17 protein-coding genes are annotated in these 19,676 nt (G+C 70.6%); 9 read left to right on the top strand and 8 right to left on the bottom strand.

The features are described from left to right. Positions 1-10 precede the first annotated feature (10 nt). The 3 genes from BJK06_RS12625 to BJK06_RS12615 form a co-directional block, all read right to left on the bottom strand. Positions 11-1,345 (bottom strand): sugar ABC transporter substrate-binding protein, encoded by a 1,335-nt coding sequence (locus BJK06_RS12625; RefSeq protein ID WP_181015091.1) that lies wholly within the window; start codon positions 1,343-1,345, stop codon positions 11-13. Between the two features lie 99 nt (positions 1,346-1,444). Beyond that, positions 1,445-2,434 (bottom strand): carbohydrate ABC transporter permease, encoded by a 990-nt coding sequence (locus BJK06_RS12620; RefSeq protein ID WP_175473685.1) that lies wholly within the window; start codon positions 2,432-2,434, stop codon positions 1,445-1,447. Continuing rightward, positions 2,431-3,366, bottom strand: coding sequence for a carbohydrate ABC transporter permease (locus BJK06_RS12615; RefSeq protein WP_070418185.1), 936 nt, complete (start codon positions 3,364-3,366; stop codon positions 2,431-2,433). The genes BJK06_RS12620 and BJK06_RS12615 overlap by 4 nt, the downstream gene beginning before the upstream one ends. A gap of 134 nt (positions 3,367-3,500) precedes the next feature. Here BJK06_RS12615 and BJK06_RS12610 point away from each other — a divergent pair, with 134 nt between their 5' ends. Beyond that, positions 3,501-4,538 (top strand): LacI family DNA-binding transcriptional regulator, encoded by a 1,038-nt coding sequence (locus BJK06_RS12610; protein WP_070418184.1) that lies wholly within the window; start codon positions 3,501-3,503, stop codon positions 4,536-4,538. Between the two features lie 163 nt (positions 4,539-4,701). After that, a complete protein-coding gene (locus BJK06_RS12605) occupies positions 4,702-4,995 on the top strand; it encodes a hypothetical protein (protein ID WP_070418183.1) in 294 nt (97 codons plus the stop codon). Between the two features lie 458 nt (positions 4,996-5,453). Here the strand turns inward: BJK06_RS12605 and BJK06_RS12600 are convergent, their stop codons facing one another. Beyond that, positions 5,454-6,956, bottom strand: coding sequence for an alpha-N-arabinofuranosidase (locus BJK06_RS12600; protein WP_070418182.1), 1,503 nt, complete (start codon positions 6,954-6,956; stop codon positions 5,454-5,456). 226 nt (positions 6,957-7,182) lie between these two features. Between BJK06_RS12600 and BJK06_RS12595 the strand changes: the two genes are divergently transcribed. The 3 genes from BJK06_RS12595 to BJK06_RS12585 are packed head-to-tail and all read left to right on the top strand — an operon-like array spanning position 7,183 to position 10,483. Next, on the top strand, positions 7,183-8,550 hold the full coding sequence (locus BJK06_RS12595) for an extracellular solute-binding protein (protein WP_070418181.1): 1,368 nt from the start codon (positions 7,183-7,185) through the stop codon (positions 8,548-8,550). A gap of 45 nt (positions 8,551-8,595) precedes the next feature. Then, positions 8,596-9,567, top strand: coding sequence for a carbohydrate ABC transporter permease (locus BJK06_RS12590; RefSeq protein ID WP_070418180.1), 972 nt, complete (start codon positions 8,596-8,598; stop codon positions 9,565-9,567). Between the two features lies 1 nt (position 9,568). Further along, complete coding sequence (locus BJK06_RS12585; RefSeq protein WP_083295235.1) at positions 9,569-10,483, top strand: carbohydrate ABC transporter permease; 915 nt, start codon at positions 9,569-9,571, stop codon at positions 10,481-10,483. 106 nt (positions 10,484-10,589) lie between these two features. On the opposite strand, the gene BJK06_RS12580 is transcribed toward BJK06_RS12585, so the two are convergent. Continuing rightward, the gene (locus BJK06_RS12580) at positions 10,590-11,429 is read right to left on the bottom strand and encodes a siderophore-interacting protein (protein ID WP_070418179.1); all 840 of its coding nucleotides are present in this window, start codon (positions 11,427-11,429) and stop codon (positions 10,590-10,592) included. Positions 11,430-11,457: 28 nt separating this feature from the next. Here BJK06_RS12580 and BJK06_RS12575 point away from each other — a divergent pair, with 28 nt between their 5' ends. The 4 genes from BJK06_RS12575 to BJK06_RS12560 are packed head-to-tail and all read left to right on the top strand — an operon-like array spanning position 11,458 to position 15,507. Then, positions 11,458-12,537 carry an iron ABC transporter permease gene (locus tag BJK06_RS12575; RefSeq protein ID WP_258027637.1) on the top strand — a complete coding sequence of 360 codons (1,080 nt, stop codon included), beginning with the start codon at positions 11,458-11,460 and terminating at the stop codon, positions 12,535-12,537. Further along, positions 12,534-13,610, top strand: a complete 1,077-nt coding sequence (locus tag BJK06_RS12570) for an iron chelate uptake ABC transporter family permease subunit (RefSeq protein WP_258027636.1) — start codon at positions 12,534-12,536, stop codon at positions 13,608-13,610. The genes BJK06_RS12575 and BJK06_RS12570 overlap by 4 nt, the downstream gene beginning before the upstream one ends. Then, on the top strand, positions 13,607-14,473 hold the full coding sequence (locus tag BJK06_RS12565) for an ABC transporter ATP-binding protein (RefSeq protein WP_070418178.1): 867 nt from the start codon (positions 13,607-13,609) through the stop codon (positions 14,471-14,473). The genes BJK06_RS12570 and BJK06_RS12565 overlap by 4 nt, the downstream gene beginning before the upstream one ends. An 11-nt stretch (positions 14,474-14,484) precedes the next feature. Then, a complete protein-coding gene (locus tag BJK06_RS12560; protein ID WP_070418177.1) occupies positions 14,485-15,507 on the top strand; it encodes an ABC transporter substrate-binding protein in 1,023 nt (340 codons plus the stop codon). Positions 15,508-15,579: 72 nt separating this feature from the next. Here BJK06_RS12560 and BJK06_RS12555 read toward each other — a convergent pair whose 3' ends face one another. The 3 genes from BJK06_RS12555 to BJK06_RS18280 form a co-directional block, all read right to left on the bottom strand. Continuing rightward, entirely contained in the window at positions 15,580-17,631 is a 2,052-nt protein-coding gene (locus tag BJK06_RS12555) for a transglycosylase domain-containing protein (RefSeq protein WP_070418176.1), read from the bottom strand. A 136-nt stretch (positions 17,632-17,767) separates the two neighbouring features. Next, the gene (locus BJK06_RS18645; protein ID WP_070418175.1) at positions 17,768-18,415 is read right to left on the bottom strand and encodes a response regulator transcription factor; all 648 of its coding nucleotides are present in this window, start codon (positions 18,413-18,415) and stop codon (positions 17,768-17,770) included. Then, complete coding sequence (locus tag BJK06_RS18280; protein ID WP_156794853.1) at positions 18,416-19,675, bottom strand: sensor histidine kinase; 1,260 nt, start codon at positions 19,673-19,675, stop codon at positions 18,416-18,418. It abuts the gene before it with no gap. Position 19,676: the final 1 nt, after the last annotated feature.

The raw sequence follows: 19,676 nt of genomic DNA, 5'->3' as shown, positions 1-19,676 counted from the left end.
GGTGTGGTGACTACTTGGACGAGACCGTGAAGCCCTGGTCCTTGCCGTACTTCGCGAGGGCCTTCTGCCAGGCGGCGAGACCGCTCTCGAGCGAGGTGCCGTTCTCGTACGACTGGCCGACGGTGTCCGCGTACACGCTGTTCGCGTACACCTGGTAGGGCAGGTAGGTGAAGTCGTTGTCGGACGACTTCGACGCGTCGACGAGCACCTTGTTGATCTGCTGGCCGCCGAAGTACTCCGGCTTCTCGTCGAGGAACGCCGAGGACTCGAGGTCGGCGGTCGTCGACGGGAACCCACCGGACTTCATGAAGATGCCGGTCGACTCCTTCGAGGAGTTCAGCCACTTGAGGAAGCCCGCCGCGAGGGCAGGGTTCTTCGACTGCTTCATGACCGCCTCGGCGCTGCCGCCGTTGTTCGCGGTCTGCGCGGTGCCGCCGTCGTAGGTCGGCATCGGCGCGACGCGCCAGTCACCGCTGGCGTCGGCGACGCTCGCCTCGAGGTTGCCGGGCATCCAGGCGCCGGTGATGAGCGTGGCGATCTGACCGTTGCCGAGCTGCTTGTACCAGTCGTCGCTCCAGCCGACGGTCTTCGACAGCAGACCCTGCTCGACGAGCTGGTCCCAGGTCTTGGTCCACTTCTTCGTGCCGGCGTCCTCGAGGTTGATCGTGACCTTGTCGCCCGTCGTGGTGAAGGGCGTGCCGCCGGCCTGGGCGATCATGCTCGTGGTGAACCCCGCGTCGCCGGAGTCCGCTGCGATGTAGGCGTCCGGGTCGGCCTCGTGCAGCTTCTTGGCCGCTGCGACGTACTCGTCCCACGTCTTCGGCACGGCGATGCCGTACTTGTCGAAGACCTTCTTGTTGTAGAACAGCGCCATGGGGCCGGAGTCCTGGGGCAGACCGTAGATCTTGCCGTCCATGTCGACCGAGTTCCACGTGCTCGTCGCGAACTTGTCCTTGAGGTCGCCGAACCCGTACGAGGACAGGTCGAGCAGCGAGTCGGAGAGCGCGAACTGCGGGAGCGCGTAGTACTCGACCTGGGCGACGTCGGGGGCACCCGAGCCGGCCTTGATCGTGTTCTGGAGCTTCGTGTACTGGTCGGCGCCGGTGCCGGCGTTGACGAGCTTGACCTTCACCTTGGGGTAGGCCTTCTCGAACGCGGCGACCTGGTCCTTCGCGGACGGGGTCCACGACCAGTAGGTCAGCGTGCCGCCGTCCTTGAGGGCCTTCGAGATGTCGTCGGACGAACCGCCGGACGAGGAGCCGCCGGAGGCGCAGGCGGCGAGGGCGACGGCTGCGGTGACGCCGATGGCGACGGCGCTGAGGCCGCGCCGGAGACGCTTGTTCATGGAGGTGCCTTTCACTTCTTCGTGGAGAGGGGGGTGGAGCTGCTGTGTGTCGGGCAGGAGGCGCGTGGCGGGGCCGCTGCGTGCCTCCCGTCCGACGGATCAGGCCTTGACGGACCCGGCCGCGAGGCCGGACTGCCAGAAGCGCTGGAGGAAGAGGAACGCGACCACGATCGGGATGATCGTGAGGAGCGATCCCGTGACGACGAGGTTGTAGATCGGCTCGGCACCGGACCCGGTGGCCTGCGCGTTCCACTGGTTGAGGCCGACCGTCAGCGGGTACCACTTCGGGTCGCTCAGCATGATGAGCGGCAGGAAGTAGTTGTTCCAGGTGGCCACGACGGCGAAGAGCAGGACCGTGACGACACCGGGTGCGAGCAGGCGGAGCGCGATGGTGAAGAAGATCCGGAACTCGCCGGCGCCGTCCATGCGGGCTGCCTCGAGGAGTTCGGCGGGGATCGCGTCCACCGCGTAGGTCCAGATCAGGTACATGCCGAAGGGGCTGATCAACGACGGAAGGATGATCGCCCACGGGGTGTTCGTCAGACCGAACTGCGAGAAGAGCAGGAAGGTCGGGACGGCGAGGGCGGTGCCGGGGACGGCGATCGCTCCGAGGACGACGGCGAAGACCGCACGGCGGCCTGGGAACTGGAACTTCGCCATGCCGTAGCCGGCGATCGTGGCGAGGAGGGTCGCGCCACCGGCGCCGACGACCACGTAGAGCAGCGTGTTCCCGAGCCACTGCACGAAGATGCCGTCGTTGTACGTCAGCGTGTCGACGATGTTCTGCCAGAGGTTGAACTTCCCGCCGAACCACAGGCCGAAGGTCGACAGGAGCGAGGCCTGCGTCTTCGTGCTGTTCACGAGCAGGTAGAACAGCGGCGCGAACGAGTAGACGACGAAGACGATCATCACGGCCGTGAGGAGGCCGGAACGCTTCGGCTTGCGTCCGTCGACGTGCTGCTCGGCCTTCCGCTCGGCACGCCTGGAGGCGCGGCTCGACCGGGCCTGCGGGTCGCGCAGCGTCGTGGTCGCCTCGGTGACGGTGGCCGGGCCGGACGCGCCGGTCGCCGGGTGCTGCAGGGTGCTCATCGGTTCTCCTCGCGGGTGCCGCGGACCTGGACGACGTAGGCGATCACCGCGGTGATCACGCCCATGACGATCGCGACGGTGGCGGAGTAGTTGAACTGCTGGCCGCTGAAGGACAGCGAGTAGGCGTACATGTTCGGCGTGAAGGCACTGCCGATGACGTTCGGGGCGAGCGTCTTGAGCAGGTTCGGCTCGTTGAAGAGCTGGAAGCTGCCGATGATCGAGAAGATCGTGGCGATGACCATCGGGCCGCGCAGGGCCGGGAGCTTGATCGAGAAGACCGTGCGCATCGGGCCGGCACCGTCGAGCTCGGCCGCCTCGTACAGCTCGCCGGGCACGGTGCGGAGCGCGGCGTAGAAGATCAGCATGTTGTAGCCGAGGAACTCCCACGTGACCACGTTGCCGATCGACGTGAGGACCCAGTCCGGGCTGAACGGCTGCAGCAGGTCGATGCCGAGCGCGTGGTTCGCGGTACCGGTGAGGCCGAACTGGTTGCCGTAGATGAAGCCCCAGATCAGCGCGGCGACGACACCGGGGACCGCGTAGGGCAGGAACACCGCGATGCGGAAGAAGCTCGTTCCCCAGAGCCGCGCGCTGTCGAGCGCGAGGGCGGCGACGAGCGCGAGGCCGAGCATGATCGGGACCTGCACGACGAGGAACACCGCGACCCGGCCGAGACCCGACCAGAACTTCGCGTCCTGGAAGAGCTGCACGTAGTTGGCGAACCAGACGAACTGGTTGCCGCCGATGAGCTGGTCGCGGAACAGGCTGAGCCAGAGCGCGTAGCCGATCGGGACGATGAGCATCGCGACGAGGACGACGACGAACGGGCCGACGAAGAGCCATCCCGTGTACCGGCCGCGCGGTCTGGCGCGGCGCCGCGGTGGCACGGCCGGGGCGGTGGCTCCGGCTGCGCGCGCTTCCAGCGTGCTCATGTGACTCCCTTGTCGTGCTGTGTTCGGGTCCGTCGATGTTGACGTCAACATCGAACGGCGCGACGATAGCATGGCAACGTCAACATGCGCTAGCGTCCGGTGCAGGCCGTCGCGCTCGACGTCCACTCGCACCGATGGGAGACCCCGTGACGACCGACATGTCCGCCACGCGCCGGTCCCCCTCGATGGCCGCCGTGGCCGAGGCCGCCGGGGTCTCGATGCAGACCGTGTCCCGCGTCGCCCGCGGCTTCGACAACGTCTCGCCGGACACCCGTGACCGGGTCCAGCGTGTGATGGACGACCTCGGCTACCGCCCGAACCGCGCTGCCCGGGCCCTCCGCTCCGGGCGCTTCCGGACGATCGGCGTGATCATGTTCACCCTCGCGTCGTACGGCAACATGCGGACGCTCGAGGCGATCGCCGACGCGGCCGGTGTCGCCGACTTCACGATCACGTTGCTGCCGATGGCCTCCCGCACCGAGGAAGGCGTCCGCTCGGCCTTCTCCCGCCTGCACGAACAGGCCGTCGACGGCGTCGTCATCATCATCGAGTCGCACATCATCGACACGGCCGAGGTCGTCCTGCCCGACGGCGTCCCGATGGTCGTCGTCGACTCGACCGGCACCACGCAGCACCCGGCGATCGACACCGACCAGGCCGACGGCGCCCGCCGGGCCACCCTGCACCTGCTCGACCTCGGGCACGACACCGTCTGGCACGTCGCCGGCCCCGAGTCGTCGTACTCGGCCGCCCGACGTCTCGCCGCCTGGCAGGCCACGCTCGAGGCCGCGGGGCGCACCGTCCCGCCGGTGTTCCGCGGCGGCTGGGGCGCCGAGTCCGGGTACCGCGCCGGGCAGGAGATCGCCCGCCGCCCCGAGATCACCGCCGTGTTCGCCGCGAACGACCAGACGGCCCTCGGGGTGCTCCGCGCCGCCCACGAACTCGGGCGTCCCGTGCCGGAGACCCTCAGCGTGGTGGGCTTCGACGACTCCCCCGAGTCCGACTCCTTCTGGCCGCCGCTGACCACCGTGCACCAGTCCTTCGACGAGGTCGGGCGCCGGGCGGTCCGGAACCTCCTCGCCCAGATCGACGGGCAGCCGGTCCGCGCCGAGGCCGACCTCGTGCCGGTCCGCCTGGTGGTCCGGGCGAGCACGGCGCCGCCGCCGGCCTGACCGACCCCGCGGCCACGGCGTCCGTCACACGGTCAGCGCGCGGCGCGTACCGTGCACACGGAGCCGGTCTGCTGTCCCGGCCCCGGGTGTGCGCCACTTTCGTGTGTCCGGAGGACGAGCCACCGCTGCGGTCCTCATCTCCCCACCTCGGCGCGTTCGGATCATGAAGAACATCGTGTACGGCCTGACCGCCGTCCTGACCTCCGACGAGGCCGCGGACGCCGTGCTGGACTACGCCGCAGCACTCGCGCACGCCGGACTGGCGGACACCGTCGCCGTCCCCACCGTCGACGCGTTCGGGAGCACCACGACGACGTCGTTCCTGCTCGCCCCGGCGCTCGGGCTCCTCGTCGAGGACGCCGCCGACGATCCGCTCGGCCCCGACACGGCCGCCTTCGTCGAGGAGATCTCGTGGCGGGCGCGCGCTGTGCGCTGCACGCCGCCGCCGCACGCCTGACGAGCCCACGCGCGCGGCGACACCTCACGCGCGCGGCACTCCGTGAACTGTCGCTGCGCGCGTGAGACGCGACGGCCCGACGGACGGGAAGCGCGATGCGAGCCCGCACCGTGCCTCCCGTCCACCGTCGCGAAAGCGACACGTCACAGCGAACCTCCGGCGCACATCTGTCGCCCTGGCGACACGGACCCGCGCCGCACGCGGCACGGTGTCGCTTCCGCAGCACGGACCGCGCCGCACCGCCGCCGGACGGGAGGCGCGGTGCCAGTCCGCACCGCGCCTCCCGGCCGCCGTCACGCACCTCACGCGCCCACCGACACCTCACGCGTCAGCCAGCCCGTGAAGTCGCGACCGCGCACGCCGCGGCCGCTCCGCACGGCAGAAGGCGCCGGCACCGCGAAGCGGTCCGACGCCCTCTGTGCTCACTCGACGCCCGCCGCAGCGTGCGCCGAGGCGTCTCAGCCGATCGACACGGCGGTCCAGGAGACCGGCGGGAGCTCGATCGTGATGGTGTCACCCTCGCGGCGGACGGACTCGTTCGTGCGGAGCCCGACGCGCTCGGTGTTCGCCAGGTCGTTCACGGCGTGCAGGTCGTCGTCCCAGACGCCCTCGGCACGGACGTCACCGTCGACGGACAGGCCGGCGAGGTCGATCGTCACCGTGGTCGACTCCGACGGGTGCCGGTTCACGAGGAACACCGCGGCACCGTCGTCCGAGACCGTGGCGGCCGAGTCGACGACCGGGACCTCGCCGTACTTGCCGCCGTCGACCGTGTCACCCGAGGCCTTGACCTGCAGCGACGTGCCGTTGGCGAGCTTCGACGTCAGCGAGAACGGGAAGAACGTCGTCTGACGCCAGGCCGGGCCACCGGGCTCGGTCATGATCGGGCCGATGACGTTGACGAGCTGCGCGAGCGAGGCCGAGGCGACGCGGTCGGCGTGCCGCAGCAGCGAGATGAGCAGGCCACCGACGACGACGGCGTCGGCGACCGTGTAGACGTCCTCGAGCAGGCGCGGGGCGACCGGCCAGTCCTGCAGCTCGAAGGTCTTCTGCTGCTCGTTCCACTTCGAGATGGACCAGACGTTCCACTCGTCGAAGGAGATGTCGATCCGCTTGTCGGACTTCTTCTGCGCCTGCACGTGGTCGGCGGCGGTCGTGACCGTCTTGATGAAGTGGTCCATGTTCACGCCGGAGGCGAGGAAGGAGGCGAGGTCGTCGCCCTCCTCGTAGTAGGCGTGGGCGGAGATGTAGTCGACGTCGTCGTAGGTGTGCTCGAGGACGGTGCGCTCCCACTCACCGAACGTCGGCATCGACGCCCCGGAGGAACCGCAGGCCACGAGCTCGAGGTCGGGCTGGATCTGCCGCATGGCCTTGGCGGTCATGGCGGCGAGCTTGCCGTAGTCCTCGGCGTTCTTGTGACCGAGCTGCCACGGGCCGTCCATCTCGTTGCCGAGGCACCACATCTTGATGGCGAAGGGCTCCTGGCGACCGTTCGACTTGCGGTACTCGCTGAGGGCGGTGCCAGCGTCGATGTTCGCGTACTCGAGGAGCTCGATGGCCTCCTGCGTGCCGCGCGTGCCGAGGTTGACGGCGAGCATGAGCTCCGAACCGACCTGGTCGAGCCAGTGCTGGAACTCGTGCAGGCCGACCTCGTTCGTCTCGGTCGAGTGCCAGGCGAGGTCGAGTCGGCGGGGGCGCTGCTCGACCGGGCCGACGCCGTCCTCCCACTTGTAGCCGGAGACGAAGTTGCCGCCGGGGTAGCGGATCGCGGACACGTTGAGTTCCTTGACGAGCTCGACGACGTCCTTGCGGAAGCCGTGCTCGTCGGCGGTCTCGTGCGACGGCTCGTGGATGCCGTCGTAGACGTGGCGTCCGAGGTGTTCGACGAACCCGCCGAACAGGCGACGTCGCACCGGCCCCACGGTGAACGCGGCGTCGAGGACGAGGTGTGTGCGGGGCATGGATCTCCTTCGATCGTGGGGCTGCCTGCGCTCGGAGAAAGTGAGCGCTCACGTTCCCGAAACGCTAGCGGCTTTCCGCGCGACACGAAAGGGGGCGGCCACGAACATCACGGATCGGTCGTCACCCGCGCCGAAAGGGTGGCGGCACGCCGGGACGCGCGCTAATGTGAGCGCTCACGGAGCACCGACCCTGCTCCGACTCGGCCCGTCCCGATGGAGTGATGCCATGCCGAACCGAATCCCCGTACCCACCCCGCACCCACGAGGCGGCGCCTTCACACGGCGGAGCCTCCTCGCCGCGGGCGCAGCCGCCGCGACGGTCCTGCCGCTCGCCGCCTGCTCCAGCCCCCTCGCCGCCGGCATCGCCGGTGCACCGCTCAACCCGGAGACGCTCGTCTTCTGGAACCTGTTCGGTGGCGGTGACGGCCTCCGCATGCAGGAGATGGAGGCCGGCTACGCCAAGCAGCACGGCGGCTCGTCCTCGCTGCAGGCGACCACGTTCGCGTGGGGCAACCCGTACTACTCCAAGGTCACACTGGCCACCGTCGGGAACAAGCCGCCGGACGTCGCGATCGCCCACCTCACCCGCGCGAAGCCGCTCTGGGACGGCGACCTGCTCGACCCGATCACGAACGACGACCTGGCGAGCGTCGGCCTGAGTGCCAGCGACTTCAACCAGAAGGCGTGGACGGCGCAGAAGACCGACGGCAAGAACATCTGCATCCCGCTCGACACCCACCCGTTCGTGCTCTTCTACAACGTTGATGTCTGCCAGAAGGCCGGCCTCATCGACAGCGACGGCAACCTCAAGGACCTGACCGGGATCGACGCCTTCGAGAGCGCGCTCGCCGCGGTCGCGAAGGTCACCGGCGGCACGGCCCTCAACGTCGCGAACGTCAGCGAGATCGCGACCCCGTGGCGGTTCTTCTGGACGATGTACAACCAGATCGACGGTGCGACGCCGTTCATCAGCGACGGTGGCGCGAAGCTCACCGTCAACGAGGACGCGTACACGAAGGTCACCGACATGACCCAGAAGTGGGTGAAGAACGGCTGGCTCAACAAGGGCCTCGACTACGCCACCGCGCAGACGCTGATGTTCACCGGCAAGGCGGGCTTCTTCATGCAGGGCGAGTGGGAGATCAGCACGGCGCAGTCCATCAAGGGCCTGAAGTTCGGCATGGCGCCGATCCCGCAGCTCTTCGACAAGCCGGCGACGCAGGCCGACTCGCACACGTTCATCCTCCCGAGGAAGGACCGCACGCCCGAGCAGCGCAAGGCGCACATGCTCTTCATCAAGCAGATGCTCGAGCAGAGTCTCACGTGGGCGCAGGGCGGTCACGTCCCCGCCTACATGCCGACCTACGACAGCACCGCGTACAAGAAGCTCACGCCGCAGTCGAACTACGCCTCGGCCGCCGAGAGCGCCGTGTTCGACGACCCGGCCTGGTACGGCGGATCGGGGTCGACCTTCGAGAACACGGTCGGTGCCCAGCTCGCCCTCGTCCAGCAGGGCAGCAGCTCCCCCGCGCAGGCCATGTCCGCGATCAAGTCCCAGCTGTCCACCTACCTCAACACCCCGAGCCCGCTGTGACCCGGAACCCGAACGACGTGAACACCGCGCGAAAGGCACGATGACGTGACCACAGCACCTGTCCTCGACCGGCCCACCGACGCCACCACGGCGCCGCGTGCACGCCGGGCCGGCTCCTTCCGGACCAGCCTCACGCGCGGCCAGGGCCGCACGGGGTGGCTCTTCCTCGCCCCCTTCGGCCTGTTCTACCTGGCCTTCCTGCTCGGCCCCACGGTGTGGATGATCGTGTCGAGCTTCTTCAACACCTCGACGGTCCGCACCGGTCTCGGCAGTTTCGCCGGGTTCGCGAACTACGCCGAGATGCTCGGCCGTGACGACTTCTGGTCGTCGCTCTGGCACACCCTGCAGTTCACGCTCTACACGACACCGCCGCTCGTCATCCTGGCGTTCCTCTTCGCCGTGCTGACGAACCGGATGAACCGCGGGCAGTGGTTCTTCCGACTGGCGTTCTTCCTGCCGTTCATCCTGCCGTCGGCGACGATCTCGCTGATCTGGGTGTTCATCTTCACCCCCGCGACCGGTCTGTTCGCGTCGATCCAGTCGGCGCTCGGGCTGACCCCCGGCGCCGGTGTCCTGGCGAGCCCGAACACCGCGATGATCGGTGTCGCGATCGCCACGGTCTGGTGGACCCTCGGCTTCAACTTCGTGCTCTACCTGGCCGGCCTGCAGGAGATCCCGCGCGAACTGTACGAGGCGGCGGCCGTCGACGGCGCGTCGAATTGGCAGCAGATCAAGTCGATCACCCTCCCGCTGCTCGGCCGCACCACGACGCTGGTCATCCTGCTGCAGATCATCGCCAGCCTGAAGATCTTCGACCAGGTGTACCTGATGACGAACGGCGGACCGGGCATCTCGACCCAGGTCTCGCTGCAGCTCATCACCGGCGTCGGCTTCACCGACAACCGACTCGGCGCAGCATCGGCCGCATCGGTGCTCCTGTTCATCGTGATCGTCGCGATCGCGATCATCCGGCAGATCGTCGAGCGCGCTGCCGCCAAGCGAGAGATGGGTGCCTGACGTGACCACCACCGAGAGCATCACGACCGACCGCCCGAAGCTCCGCACCGGGGTCTCCGCCGCGGCACCGGCGAACGCCGCCAAGATCGGCGTCTCCGGCAAGGGCTTCAACCTCGTCGCCGGCATCGTCCTCGGCGTCTTCGCGGTGATCTGGCTCATCCCGAGCCTGTTCGCCCTGAAGACGTCCCTGTCCGACAACGGCGTCGCGGCCCTCGGCGCCAACTCGATCCTGTCGAACTGGAACCCGACGCTGCACTCCTACGCGGCACTGTTCCAGGCCGGCGACATCTGGAACTGGTACCTGGCGAGCGGCATCACGAGCCTCGTGACGACCGCGCTGACGGTGCTGTTCGCGTCGATGGCGGCGTTCGCGCTGTCCCGGCTCGCCTTCCGCGGGCGGAACGTCGCGTTCCTGCTCATCATCCTGGGCATCATGATCCCGACGCAGGTCCTGATCATCCCGATCTTCCAGGAGCTCAACTCGGTCGGCCTGCTGAACACCTACTGGTCGGTCATCTTCCCGCAGGTGCCCGCGGTGATCGCGGTGTTCATCTTCAAGCAGTTCTTCGACGGGATCCCCCGGGAGCTCGAGGAGGCGGCGCGCATCGACGGCGCCGGCATGTGGAAGATCTACTGGTCGGTGATCCTGCCGCTCTCGCGTCCGGTCATCGCGGCGGTGGCGATCCTGACGTTCGTCGGGGTCTGGAACAACCTGCTGCTGCCGCTGTTCGTGCTGTCGAACCCGGACCTCATGACGATCCCGGTCGGGCTCGCCACGGTCCAGGGCAGCTTCGGTCAGCGCTACGCGGACATCCAGGCCGGGGCGATCCTGGCGGCGCTGCCGCTGATCATCCTGTACCTGATCTTCCAGCGGCAGATCGTCGAGGGCGTGACGGGTTCCGGCCTCAAGGGCTGACGCGACCACAGGACGGACGGGAGGCGCGGTGCCGGCTGGCACCGCGCCTCCCGTCTCGCATGTGGGGACGCGCAAGCCGGATCGGGCGTGCCGAACAGGAGCCGGGTCAGGCGGAGACGGACTCGCGGGCCTGGTCCTTCCAGAAGCCGGAGAACGTGATCCGGGACTTCGGCAGCCCGGCACGGTGCAGGTGTCGACGTCCCTCCGTCGCGAGCGTCGACTCGCCCACCACGAAAGCGTACCCGCGGTCGTCGGCCGGGACGTGCCGCTGGAGCTCGGCGAGCGCCGCCCGACCGGGGACCGTGTGCGGGGCGACCTCGTCGCGGACGATCCACGTGACGGTGACACCCGCGGGTGCGTCGAGAGGGCGGACGTCGCCTCTGGACGGGACCTCCTGGATGATGCGGCCGACCGCGTCGCGCGGGAGCGAGGCGGCGATGCCGACGACCCCGGGGAGCCCGGTCTCCTCGGCGGCGACCAGCACCTCGCTCGTGTCGGGCGGGCAGTCGAAGATGCAGCCCTGGTCGAGCATCGCGAGCTCGTCACCGGGGCGGGCGTCGCAGGCCCAGATGGCTGCGCGACCCTCGGGGGTGCCGTCCGCGTCGGTGTGCACGACGAAGTCGACGTCGAGTTCGGGTGTGCCGTCGGCGAGCCGGCGGAAGGCCGCGACGGTGTAGTTCGCGCAGTGCGGGCGGACGTCCTCGGGGATGGCGAGGTAGGTCGGCCACCACTTCGTGCCGTCGAGGTCGGGCATCCGGAAGGCGTCCTGGTCCGGGCGCTGCACGAACAGGCGGAACCAGTGGTCGAACCCGAGGTACCGGAACTCGTGCAGGTCGTCGCCGGTGACCGTGACGCGGTGCATCGACGGGGTGACCCGGTCGGTGCGGACGACCCGCGCGCGGAAGAGCCGGGGGTTCTCGGGCAGGAGCCGCGGGATCTTCGCCATGAGGCAAGGCTAACCTAAGATGATCTCCGTGCCAGCCCCCATCCCCACCCTGGCTCCCGTCCGGGAGGCCCCCGCCACGCGTCCGACCGACGCGCTCGGCGTGCACCGAACCGCCGTCCGACGTCGGGCCCTGGTGATCGTCGCGCTCGTCGGGGTGCTCGCCCTGGTGGCGGTCGCGAGCCTGCTCCTCGGCAGCAACCGGATCGGCGCCGACCGGGTCCTCGACGGGCTCATGCGCACCGGCAGCAGCACGGACGAGGCGATCGTCTGGGGCTCCCGCATCCCCCGGACCCTCATCGGTGCCGCGGTCGGAGCGGCGCTCGGGATCGCGGGCCTGCTCATGCAGGGGCACACCCGGAACCCCCTCGCCGACCCGGGCCTGTTCGGCGTCTCGTCCGGTGCCGGCCTCGCGGTCGTGATCGGCGTCTACGTGTTCGGCATCACGAGCACGGGCGCCACGGTGTGGTTCGCGCTCGTCGGGGCCCTCGTGGCGAGCGTGGTCGTGTTCTCGGTGACGATCGCGGGCAGCGGGACCGCGAGCCCGGTGCCCCTCGCCCTCGCCGGCGCCGCGGTCTCGGCGCTGCTCGGTGCCCTGACGTCGTTCGTGGTGCTCACCGACCAGGACTCGCTCGACGCGTACCGGCTGTGGGTCGTCGGGTCGCTCGCGGCACGGCAGCTCGACGTGCTCGGAGCGGTCTGGCCGTTCCTCGTCGTCGGACTCGTGCTCGCCGTGCTGAACGTGCGGGCGCTCGACGCACTCGGGCTCGGGACGGACCTGGCGAAGGGCCTCGGCGAGAACGTGCTCGTCGCGCGGCTCGTCGGACTCGGCGGCATCACGCTCCTCGCCGCCGGGGCGACCGCCGCCGCGGGCCCGATCGGGTTCGTCGGCCTCACGGTGCCGCACGTCGCCCGGGCACTCGTCGGCACGGGGCACCGCTGGACCCTGCCGGTGTCCGCGCTCGTGGGTGCGGCGCTCGTCGTGCTCGCGGACGTGGTCGGTCGCCTGATCGGCGGCTTCGCCGAGGTGGAGGTCGGCATCGTCCTGGCCGTCATCGGCGGGCCCGTCTTCGTCGCCGTCGCACGTCGCCGATCGCTGGTGTCGCTGTGAGCGCGGCGGAGCAGGCGCGCACGCGCCGTCGCGGCGTCGTGGTCGGTCCCGTCGGGCTCGCCTGGCGCCCCCGCGTCTTCTGGTACACGGTCGCAGCGCTCGGTGCCGTCGGCGTCCTGGTCGTCCTCGGTGTCGCGATCGGCTCGACCTGGATCGCCCCGGTCACGGTCCTCCGCTCGCTGTTCGGGCTCGAGACGGGGCCGGACGCCTTCATCGTCTCCACCCTGCGCCTCCCCCGCGTCCTCACCGGCGCACTCGTCGGCCTGACCCTCGGCGTCGCCGGCGCCCTCACCCAGACCTTCACGCGGAACCCCCTCGGGACGCCCGACATCATCGGGGTGACGTCCGGCGCGAGCGTCGGAGCGGTGGCCGCGATCGTGCTCGGCGGCGGGTCGTACTCGGTCTCGGCGATCGTCCTCGGCGGGGGCATCCCGGTGGCCGCGACGATCGGTGCGCTCCTCGCGGCCGCGGCGGTGTACGGGTTCGGGTGGCGCGGCGGCGTGCAGAGCTACCGGCTGATCCTCGTCGGCATCGGGGTGAGCGCCACGCTCGACGCCGTCACGAGCTACCTGCTCGTCCGCGCGAAGATCACGGCGGCAGCGGCGGCCTCGCAGTGGCTCGTCGGCAGCCTGTCGAGCACCTCGTGGTCGAGCGTCTGGCCGCTGCTCGTGGTCGCCGCGATCGCCGTCCCCCTGGCCCTGGCCACGAGCGCCGCACTCGGCATCGGGCAGCTCGGCGACGAGGTCGCGACCGGGGTCGGCCTGGCCGTGCAGCGACACCGACTCGTCGTGATCGCGCTCGCGGTCGTCCTGACCGCCGCCGCCGTCGCCGCGGCCGGCCCGGTCGGCTTCGTCGCGTTCGTCGTCCCGCAGGTCGGGCTCCGGCTCGCCGGCACGAACCGTCCACCCCTGCTGCTCGCCGGAGCGCTCGGTGCCGCCCTCGTCCTCGCCGCGGACCTGCTCGCCCGGTCGGCGTTCCCGTGGCAGGTGCCGGTCGGCATCATCACGACCGTGATCGGCGCCCCGTACCTGATCTGGCTCCTCATCCGTCACCGCAAGGAGATGTCCCGATGACCCCCACCCCGGACACCACGACCGACGCCACCGTCCCCGTGCTCGAGGCCCGCGGGCTCGCGGTCGGCTACGACCGGCACCCCGTCCTCTCCGACCTCGACCTGCGGATCGAGCGGGGCACCGTCACGACGTTCCTCGGCGCGAACGGCTGCGGGAAGTCCACGCTCCTCAAGGCCTTCGGCCGGGTGCTCAAGCCCCAGGCCGGCGAGGTCCACCTCGACGGGACCCCGATCCGCCGGGAGTCGAACCGAGCGGTCGCGAAGAAGCTCGCGATCCTCCCGCAGTCCCCCGTGGCCCCGGCCGGCACGAGCGTCCTCGACCTGGTGATGCGCGGCCGGAACCCGCACCAGTCGTGGGCGAAGCCGTGGACCGCCGACGACGCCGACGTCGCCGAGCAGGCCATCGCGGCGACCGGTCTGACCGAGGTCGCGCACCGGGACGTCGCGAGCCTGTCGGGCGGGCAGCGGCAGCGCGCCTGGATCGCGCTCGTGGTCGCCCAGCAGGCCGAGACGCTCCTGCTGGACGAACCGACGACCTACCTCGACCTGGCGCACCAGCTCGAGGTCCTCCGGCTGGTCCGGCGCCTCAACCGCGAACAGGGATCGACCGTGGTCATGGTCCTGCACGACCTGACGCTGGCGGCCCGGTACTCGGACCGGCTCGTGGTCCTGCACGAGGGCGGTGTCGCAGCGGACGGCACCCCGGCGGACGTCCTCACGCCGGAGCTGCTGGAACGCGCGTTCGGGTTGCACGCCCGCGTCGTCGCCGACCCGGTGACCGGGGCCCCGATGATCGTCCCCGAGGCCGACGAGCACGATGTGGTCCGCCACGACGAACTGGCGGGCGCGCTCAACTTAGGTTAGCCTCTCCTAACGTGAAGACCTTCCGCCGCGGCTCCTTCCGCGCCGCCCTCGTGACCTCCGTGGCCGTCTCGGCCCTCCTCCTCGCCGGCTGCTCCAGCACGAACAGCTCCGACGACAGCGCCGGCAGCGGCAGCAGCGCCGCAGCCGACGGCGCCTGGTCGTACAAGGACGCCACCGGCACGACCGTCAAGGTCGACCACACCCCGAAGCGCATCGTCGTGCTCAACGACATCGCGATCTCGTTCATCGAGTACGGGCTCAAGCCGGTCGGCACCTTCGGGCAGCTCACCATGGCGAAGGACGCCCGCTTCGACGACCTCGACACCGACGGCATCACGCAGCTCGGCGAGGCCTACGGCGACATCGACCTCGAGCAGCTCGCCGCGCTGAAGCCCGACCTCGTCGTCACCTCGGTCTACCCGACGGACGAGAAGGGCACGCTCGACACCACCCAGCCGGGCTACGGCTTCAAGGACAAGGAACAGCAGAAGCAGGTCCAGGCGATCGCTCCGGTCGCCCAGGTCAAGTGGGGCGGCAAGGGCGAGGACGTCATCAAGACGATCGCCGACCTCGCCGAGTCGCTCGGTGCGAAGGAGTCCACGGTCGACGAGGCCGAGGACCGCTTCGAGACCGCAGCGGACGACCTCGAGAAGGCCGCGAAGGCGTCCGACCTCTCGGTCGTCTCGATGTACGCCGACGGCGACGGCGCCTACGTCACCCGCCCGAGCGACGAGCCGACGCTGCAGATGTACACGTCCTTCGGCGTCGACTTCGTGAACCCGAAGCCCAAGGGCTTCTACTGGGGCATCTACTCGTGGGAGAACGCCGGGCAGATCTCCGGTGACGTGATCCTGCTGTCGCAGCAGGGCTACCAGGTCGCCGACCTCGAGAAGCAGCCGACGTTCGCCGACAACGCGGCGCTCGAGGCCGGCCAGGTGCACAGCTGGACCTTCCCGGCGCTCGACTACGCGTCGCAGGCCGGCTACATGCAGCAGCTCGCGGGCTGGCTCGAGGACAGCAAGAAGCTGTCCTAGTCGCCACCGGACGACGGACGGGAGGCGCGGTGCCGGCTGGCACCGCGCCTCCCGTCGTTCGTCCGCTGCAGCTCACCCCACGGGCACCGCCGCGTTGACCGCCGTCTGCGCCTGCCGCCACACGGCGGCACGGGTGCTCGCGTACGTCCCCTCGACGTTGTCGAAGTGGCGCAGGTTCGCCTTCCCACCGTCGGTGTTCCCCTGCCAGTAGGCCGTCACCGCGCGGGTCGTCCCGCCGATGAGCCAGATCTGGTCGGCGTCGTCGGTCGTGCCTGTCTTGCCGAACACCGTCGCACCGTCCGGGGTCTGCCCGCCGTTCGCGGTACCGCCGCGGAACGCGCCCTGCATGACCTCGAACGCGGTGGTCGCGACGGCGGTGGGGACCGCCTGCCGGCACGAGCGCTGCTGGCCGCCGAGCTGCTCGCCGTCCCGCGAGGTCACCTGGTCGATGACGACCGGCGCGCAGTACACGCCGCCGTTCGCGACGCCGGCGTACGCGGCCGCCATGGTGAGCGGCGCGATGCTCGTCGTGCCGAGCACGGCCGCGGGGTTCGCCGGCAGGGCTCCCCCGGTCGCCGGGTGCACGCCGAGCGCCGCCGCGGTGTCGCGGATGTCGCACAGGTCGAGCTGCTCGGCCATCGACGCGTAGGCGGCGTTCACCGACTGCGCCGTCGCCGCGCGGACCGTGAAGCGGCCGGTCTGCCCCGGCGAGTCGTTCTTCGGGTTCCAGTACGAGTCGATCGTCTGCCCGCACTGCGTCCACGAGCTCCGCCCGTGCCGGGTGCCGTCGACGACCGCGTCCGGGCTCTTGCCGGCGGCCAGCCACTGCAGGAGCGTGAACATCTTGTAGGTCGAGCCGACCTGGAACCCGGTCGAGTCGCCGTTCGCCTCGTCGGTCGCGTAGTTCAGCGAGGTCGCGCTCGCGGGGGCGTTCGACGAGCGGTCGTAGTCCTTGTTCTGCGCCATCGTCAGGACCCGACCGGTGCCGGCCTCGACCGTGTCCAGCGTGGCGCCGAGTGCGAACCGGGACTCGGTGGCCGGGTCGTAGCGGTCGAGCAGCGCCTTCTGCTGCCCGTTCAGGTCGAGGTCGAGGGTCGTCTGCACGCGGTAGCCGCCCTTCCGCCAGGCGTCGTCGCGGCGGTCCTGCGTCGGGCCGAGCTGCGGCAGTTCCCGAGCGGCCTCGACCGCGTACTGGCAGAAGAACTCCGCGCCGCGGGCGACGGCCTCGCACCCCTGCTGCGGGGGCGTCAGGCGGACGTACTCGGCCGGCTTCGACGCCAGTGCCTCGGTGAGCTCGGCGCGGCTCAGGTGCCCCTGGTCGTGCATCGACCGGAGGATGACGTCGCGGCGGGCGACGTTGTCGGCGTAGTGGCTCGGGCGCGACAGGTCCCGCCGCTCCGGCCACTGCACGATCGCGACGAGCGACGCGGCCTCGGCCGGGGACAGGTCGGTGGCGTCCTTGCCGTAGTAGCGCTGCGCGGCGGCCTGCACCCCGTACGTCTGGTCGCCGAAGTACGCGATGTTGAGGTACGCCGACAGGATCTCCTGCTTCGAGTACTCCTTCGCGAGGCCGATCGCCAGCTTCATCTCGGCGAGCTTGCGCTGCGCGGAACGCTTCGTCGCCTCCTTGTACGCGGCGTCCCGCTCCTCGGCCGTCGGGAGCTCGCTCGCCTGCAGGATCTTGATGTTCCGCACCAGCTGCATCGTGATGGTCGACCCGCCGGAGCCGCCCTTGCCGCCCGCGGCGACCACGCTCACGAGGGACCGGACCATGCTCGTCGCGTCGACGCCGCCGGTCTCGTAGAAGCGCTTGTCCTCGCCGTCGACGGCGGCGTGCTCGAGGGTGTCGCTGATCTGGTCGAGGCTGAGCTCCTGCCGGTTCTGCGCCCAGACGTTCGCCAGGTGCACCGGCTTCCCGCCGCGGTACGCCCAGACCTCGTTGCGCTGCGGCAGCTCACCGATCTCGATGTACTCGGGCATCGAGTCGAAGACCCCGATCGCCGAGGTCGTCCCCACCCCGGCCACCGCCAGCACCGGCGTCACGCCGACCCCGACCAGCAACCCGGCGAGCACACTCCCGCCGACGAAGCCGAGCGCGGCTCCTCCTGCACGTCTGAACGTCATCCCCTGGGCCTCCCCCTCGTGTGGATCACCGCTGCTGCGGTTCCCGGAGCGTCCCAGCCGAGGTCGGACGACAGCCGGGACTTCCCCGGGGAAGTCCGTCACGGCGGCTGGGAAGGTCCCGAGGCGGTACGGATCGTTACAGGAGGCCGTGCTCGTAGGCGAAGATGACCGCGTGCACGCGGTCCCGCAGGCCGAGCTTCGCGAGGACCCGGCCGACGTGCGTCTTCACCGTCGACTCGCTCGTGTGCAGCGACGACGCGATCTCCTGGTTCGACAGTCCCCGCGCCATCGCGAGCAGCACGTCCCGTTCCCGGGGTGTGAGCGCGGCCGCGGGGTCCGGGCCGCCGTCCCCCGGATCCGGCAGCCGGGTGCCGAACAGGTCGAGCATCCGCTGCGTGACGCGGGGTGAGACGACCGCCTCACCCGAGGCCACGGCACGGATCGCGTCGAGCAGCTGCGCGGAGCTGATGTCCTTGAGGAGGAACCCGCTCGCCCCCGCTCGCAACCCGCCGAACGCGTACTCGTCGAGGTCGAACGTCGTGAGCACGAGCACGCGGGTGTCGGGGAGCTGCTCGACGATCGCGGCGGTCGCGGTGACCCCGTCGACGCGGGGCATGCGGACGTCCATGAGCACGACGTCCGGGTGGTGGGCGCGTGCCAGCTGGACGCCGGCGGCGCCGTCCTCGGCCTCGCCGACCACCTCGATGTCGGGCTGGGCGTCGAGCAGGAGCCGGAACCCCGTGCGGATGAGCTGCTGGTCGTCGACGATCGCGACGCGGATCACTCAGGCCTCCTTCCGGACCGGGATCGTCGCCCGGACCTCCCAGCCGTCCGCGGGGCGCGGACCGGCGTGGACGCTGCCGCCGAGGGCGTGCACGCGCTCGCGGATGCCCACGAGCCCACGCCCGGTACCGATCTGCGGTGCGGGGGCGGTCCGTCGAGCGTCGTCCGTCACGGTGACGACGACCTCGTCGGACGAGGTGGTCACGGTGGCGGTCACCGCGCGGGCACGAGGGGCGTACCGCACGACGTTCGTGAGGGCCTCCTGGACGATGCGGTAGACCGCGAGCTGCAGGGCGTCGTCGTCCGGCGGACCACCGGCGACCTCGAGCGTGACGGGGGTGCCGAGCGCGCGGAAGCCGTCGACGAGTTGCGGGAGGTCACGGACGGCCGGCTGCGGGGCGAGGGAGTCCGCAGCGTCGGCGCCGCCGCTGCCGGCGCCCGGCTCGGACAGCACACCGAGCATGCGCCGCATGTCGGTCATCGCGCTCCGGCCGACGTCCGCGACGCCGCGCATCGCCGTCGCGGACGGGTCGTCGTCCGGCAGCCCCGCCGCGGCGCCCTCGGCCAGTCGGACCATGACCGTGACCGAGTGCGACACGATGTCGTGCATCTCGCGGGCGATCCGTGCGCGTTCGGCTGCCGCGGCGAGCCGGGCCTGCTGATCGCGCTCGCGGGCGAGCTGGCGTGCCCGGTCGATGAGCGCCTCGGTGTAGCGGCGGCGGTCCCCGGTCGTCGTGCCGATCAGCACCGCGATGACCAGGAAGGCCGGCAGCGCGGGTGCGAACACCTCGCCGAGTCCACCCGATCCCGGGGCCACGACCCACACCCGGACCGCGGTGGCCGCCGCACCGAGCACGGACGCGACGGCGATGCTCCACCACCCCGCTGCCCGCGACCACCACACGCACGCGGCGAATGCGGCGAACAGCATCGGCGAGTACCCCGCCTCGGTCCACGCCATCGCGACGACGGACACGAGCCCGGCCACGACCGTGACCTGCGGCCGGGTCCGACGGAACGGGATGCCGGCGACCGCGATGCCGACGAGGACCAGCACCACGACCGTGTTCGTGACCGAGGAGTCCGCGCGCCAGACACCGCCGATCGCGAAGGCGACCTCGGGGCCGCCCCAGAACAGGATGAGCAGGACGTCCGCCGCACGCGGGTGTCCGGCCCACCAGCGCCGGATCCGCCCGGGTGCGACGGGCAGCGTGAGGTCCCCGGCGCCGTCGTGCACGGCGCCGGGGACGGGTTCGGTCATC

Origin of the sequence: Curtobacterium sp. BH-2-1-1 (genome assembly GCF_001806325.1) — a bacterium.
GTDB lineage: Bacteria > Actinomycetota > Actinomycetes > Actinomycetales > Microbacteriaceae > Curtobacterium.
Note: the sequence above shows the minus strand (reverse complement) of the source record. Positions and strands in the feature narration are given on the sequence as shown.

Bases quoted from the DNA above. Each gene is read 5' to 3' on its own strand.
- BJK06_RS12625 (WP_181015091.1), bottom strand. From the start codon at position 1,345: ATGAACAAGCGTCTCCGGCGCGGCCTCAGCGCCGTCGCCATCGGCGTC.
- BJK06_RS12620 (WP_175473685.1), bottom strand. From the start codon at position 2,434: ATGAGCACCCTGCAGCACCCGGCGACCGGCGCGTCCGGCCCGGCCACC.
- BJK06_RS12615 (WP_070418185.1), bottom strand. From the start codon at position 3,366: ATGAGCACGCTGGAAGCGCGCGCAGCCGGAGCCACCGCCCCGGCCGTG.
- BJK06_RS12610 (WP_070418184.1), top strand. From the start codon at position 3,501: ATGGGAGACCCCGTGACGACCGACATGTCCGCCACGCGCCGGTCCCCC.
- BJK06_RS12605 (WP_070418183.1), top strand. From the start codon at position 4,702: ATGAAGAACATCGTGTACGGCCTGACCGCCGTCCTGACCTCCGACGAG.
- BJK06_RS12600 (WP_070418182.1), bottom strand. From the start codon at position 6,956: ATGCCCCGCACACACCTCGTCCTCGACGCCGCGTTCACCGTGGGGCCG.
- BJK06_RS12595 (WP_070418181.1), top strand. From the start codon at position 7,183: ATGCCGAACCGAATCCCCGTACCCACCCCGCACCCACGAGGCGGCGCC.
- BJK06_RS12580 (WP_070418179.1), bottom strand. From the start codon at position 11,429: ATGGCGAAGATCCCGCGGCTCCTGCCCGAGAACCCCCGGCTCTTCCGC.
- BJK06_RS12565 (WP_070418178.1), top strand. From the start codon at position 13,607: ATGACCCCCACCCCGGACACCACGACCGACGCCACCGTCCCCGTGCTC.
- BJK06_RS12555 (WP_070418176.1), bottom strand. From the start codon at position 17,631: ATGACGTTCAGACGTGCAGGAGGAGCCGCGCTCGGCTTCGTCGGCGGG.
- BJK06_RS18280 (WP_156794853.1), bottom strand. From the start codon at position 19,675: ATGACCGAACCCGTCCCCGGCGCCGTGCACGACGGCGCCGGGGACCTC.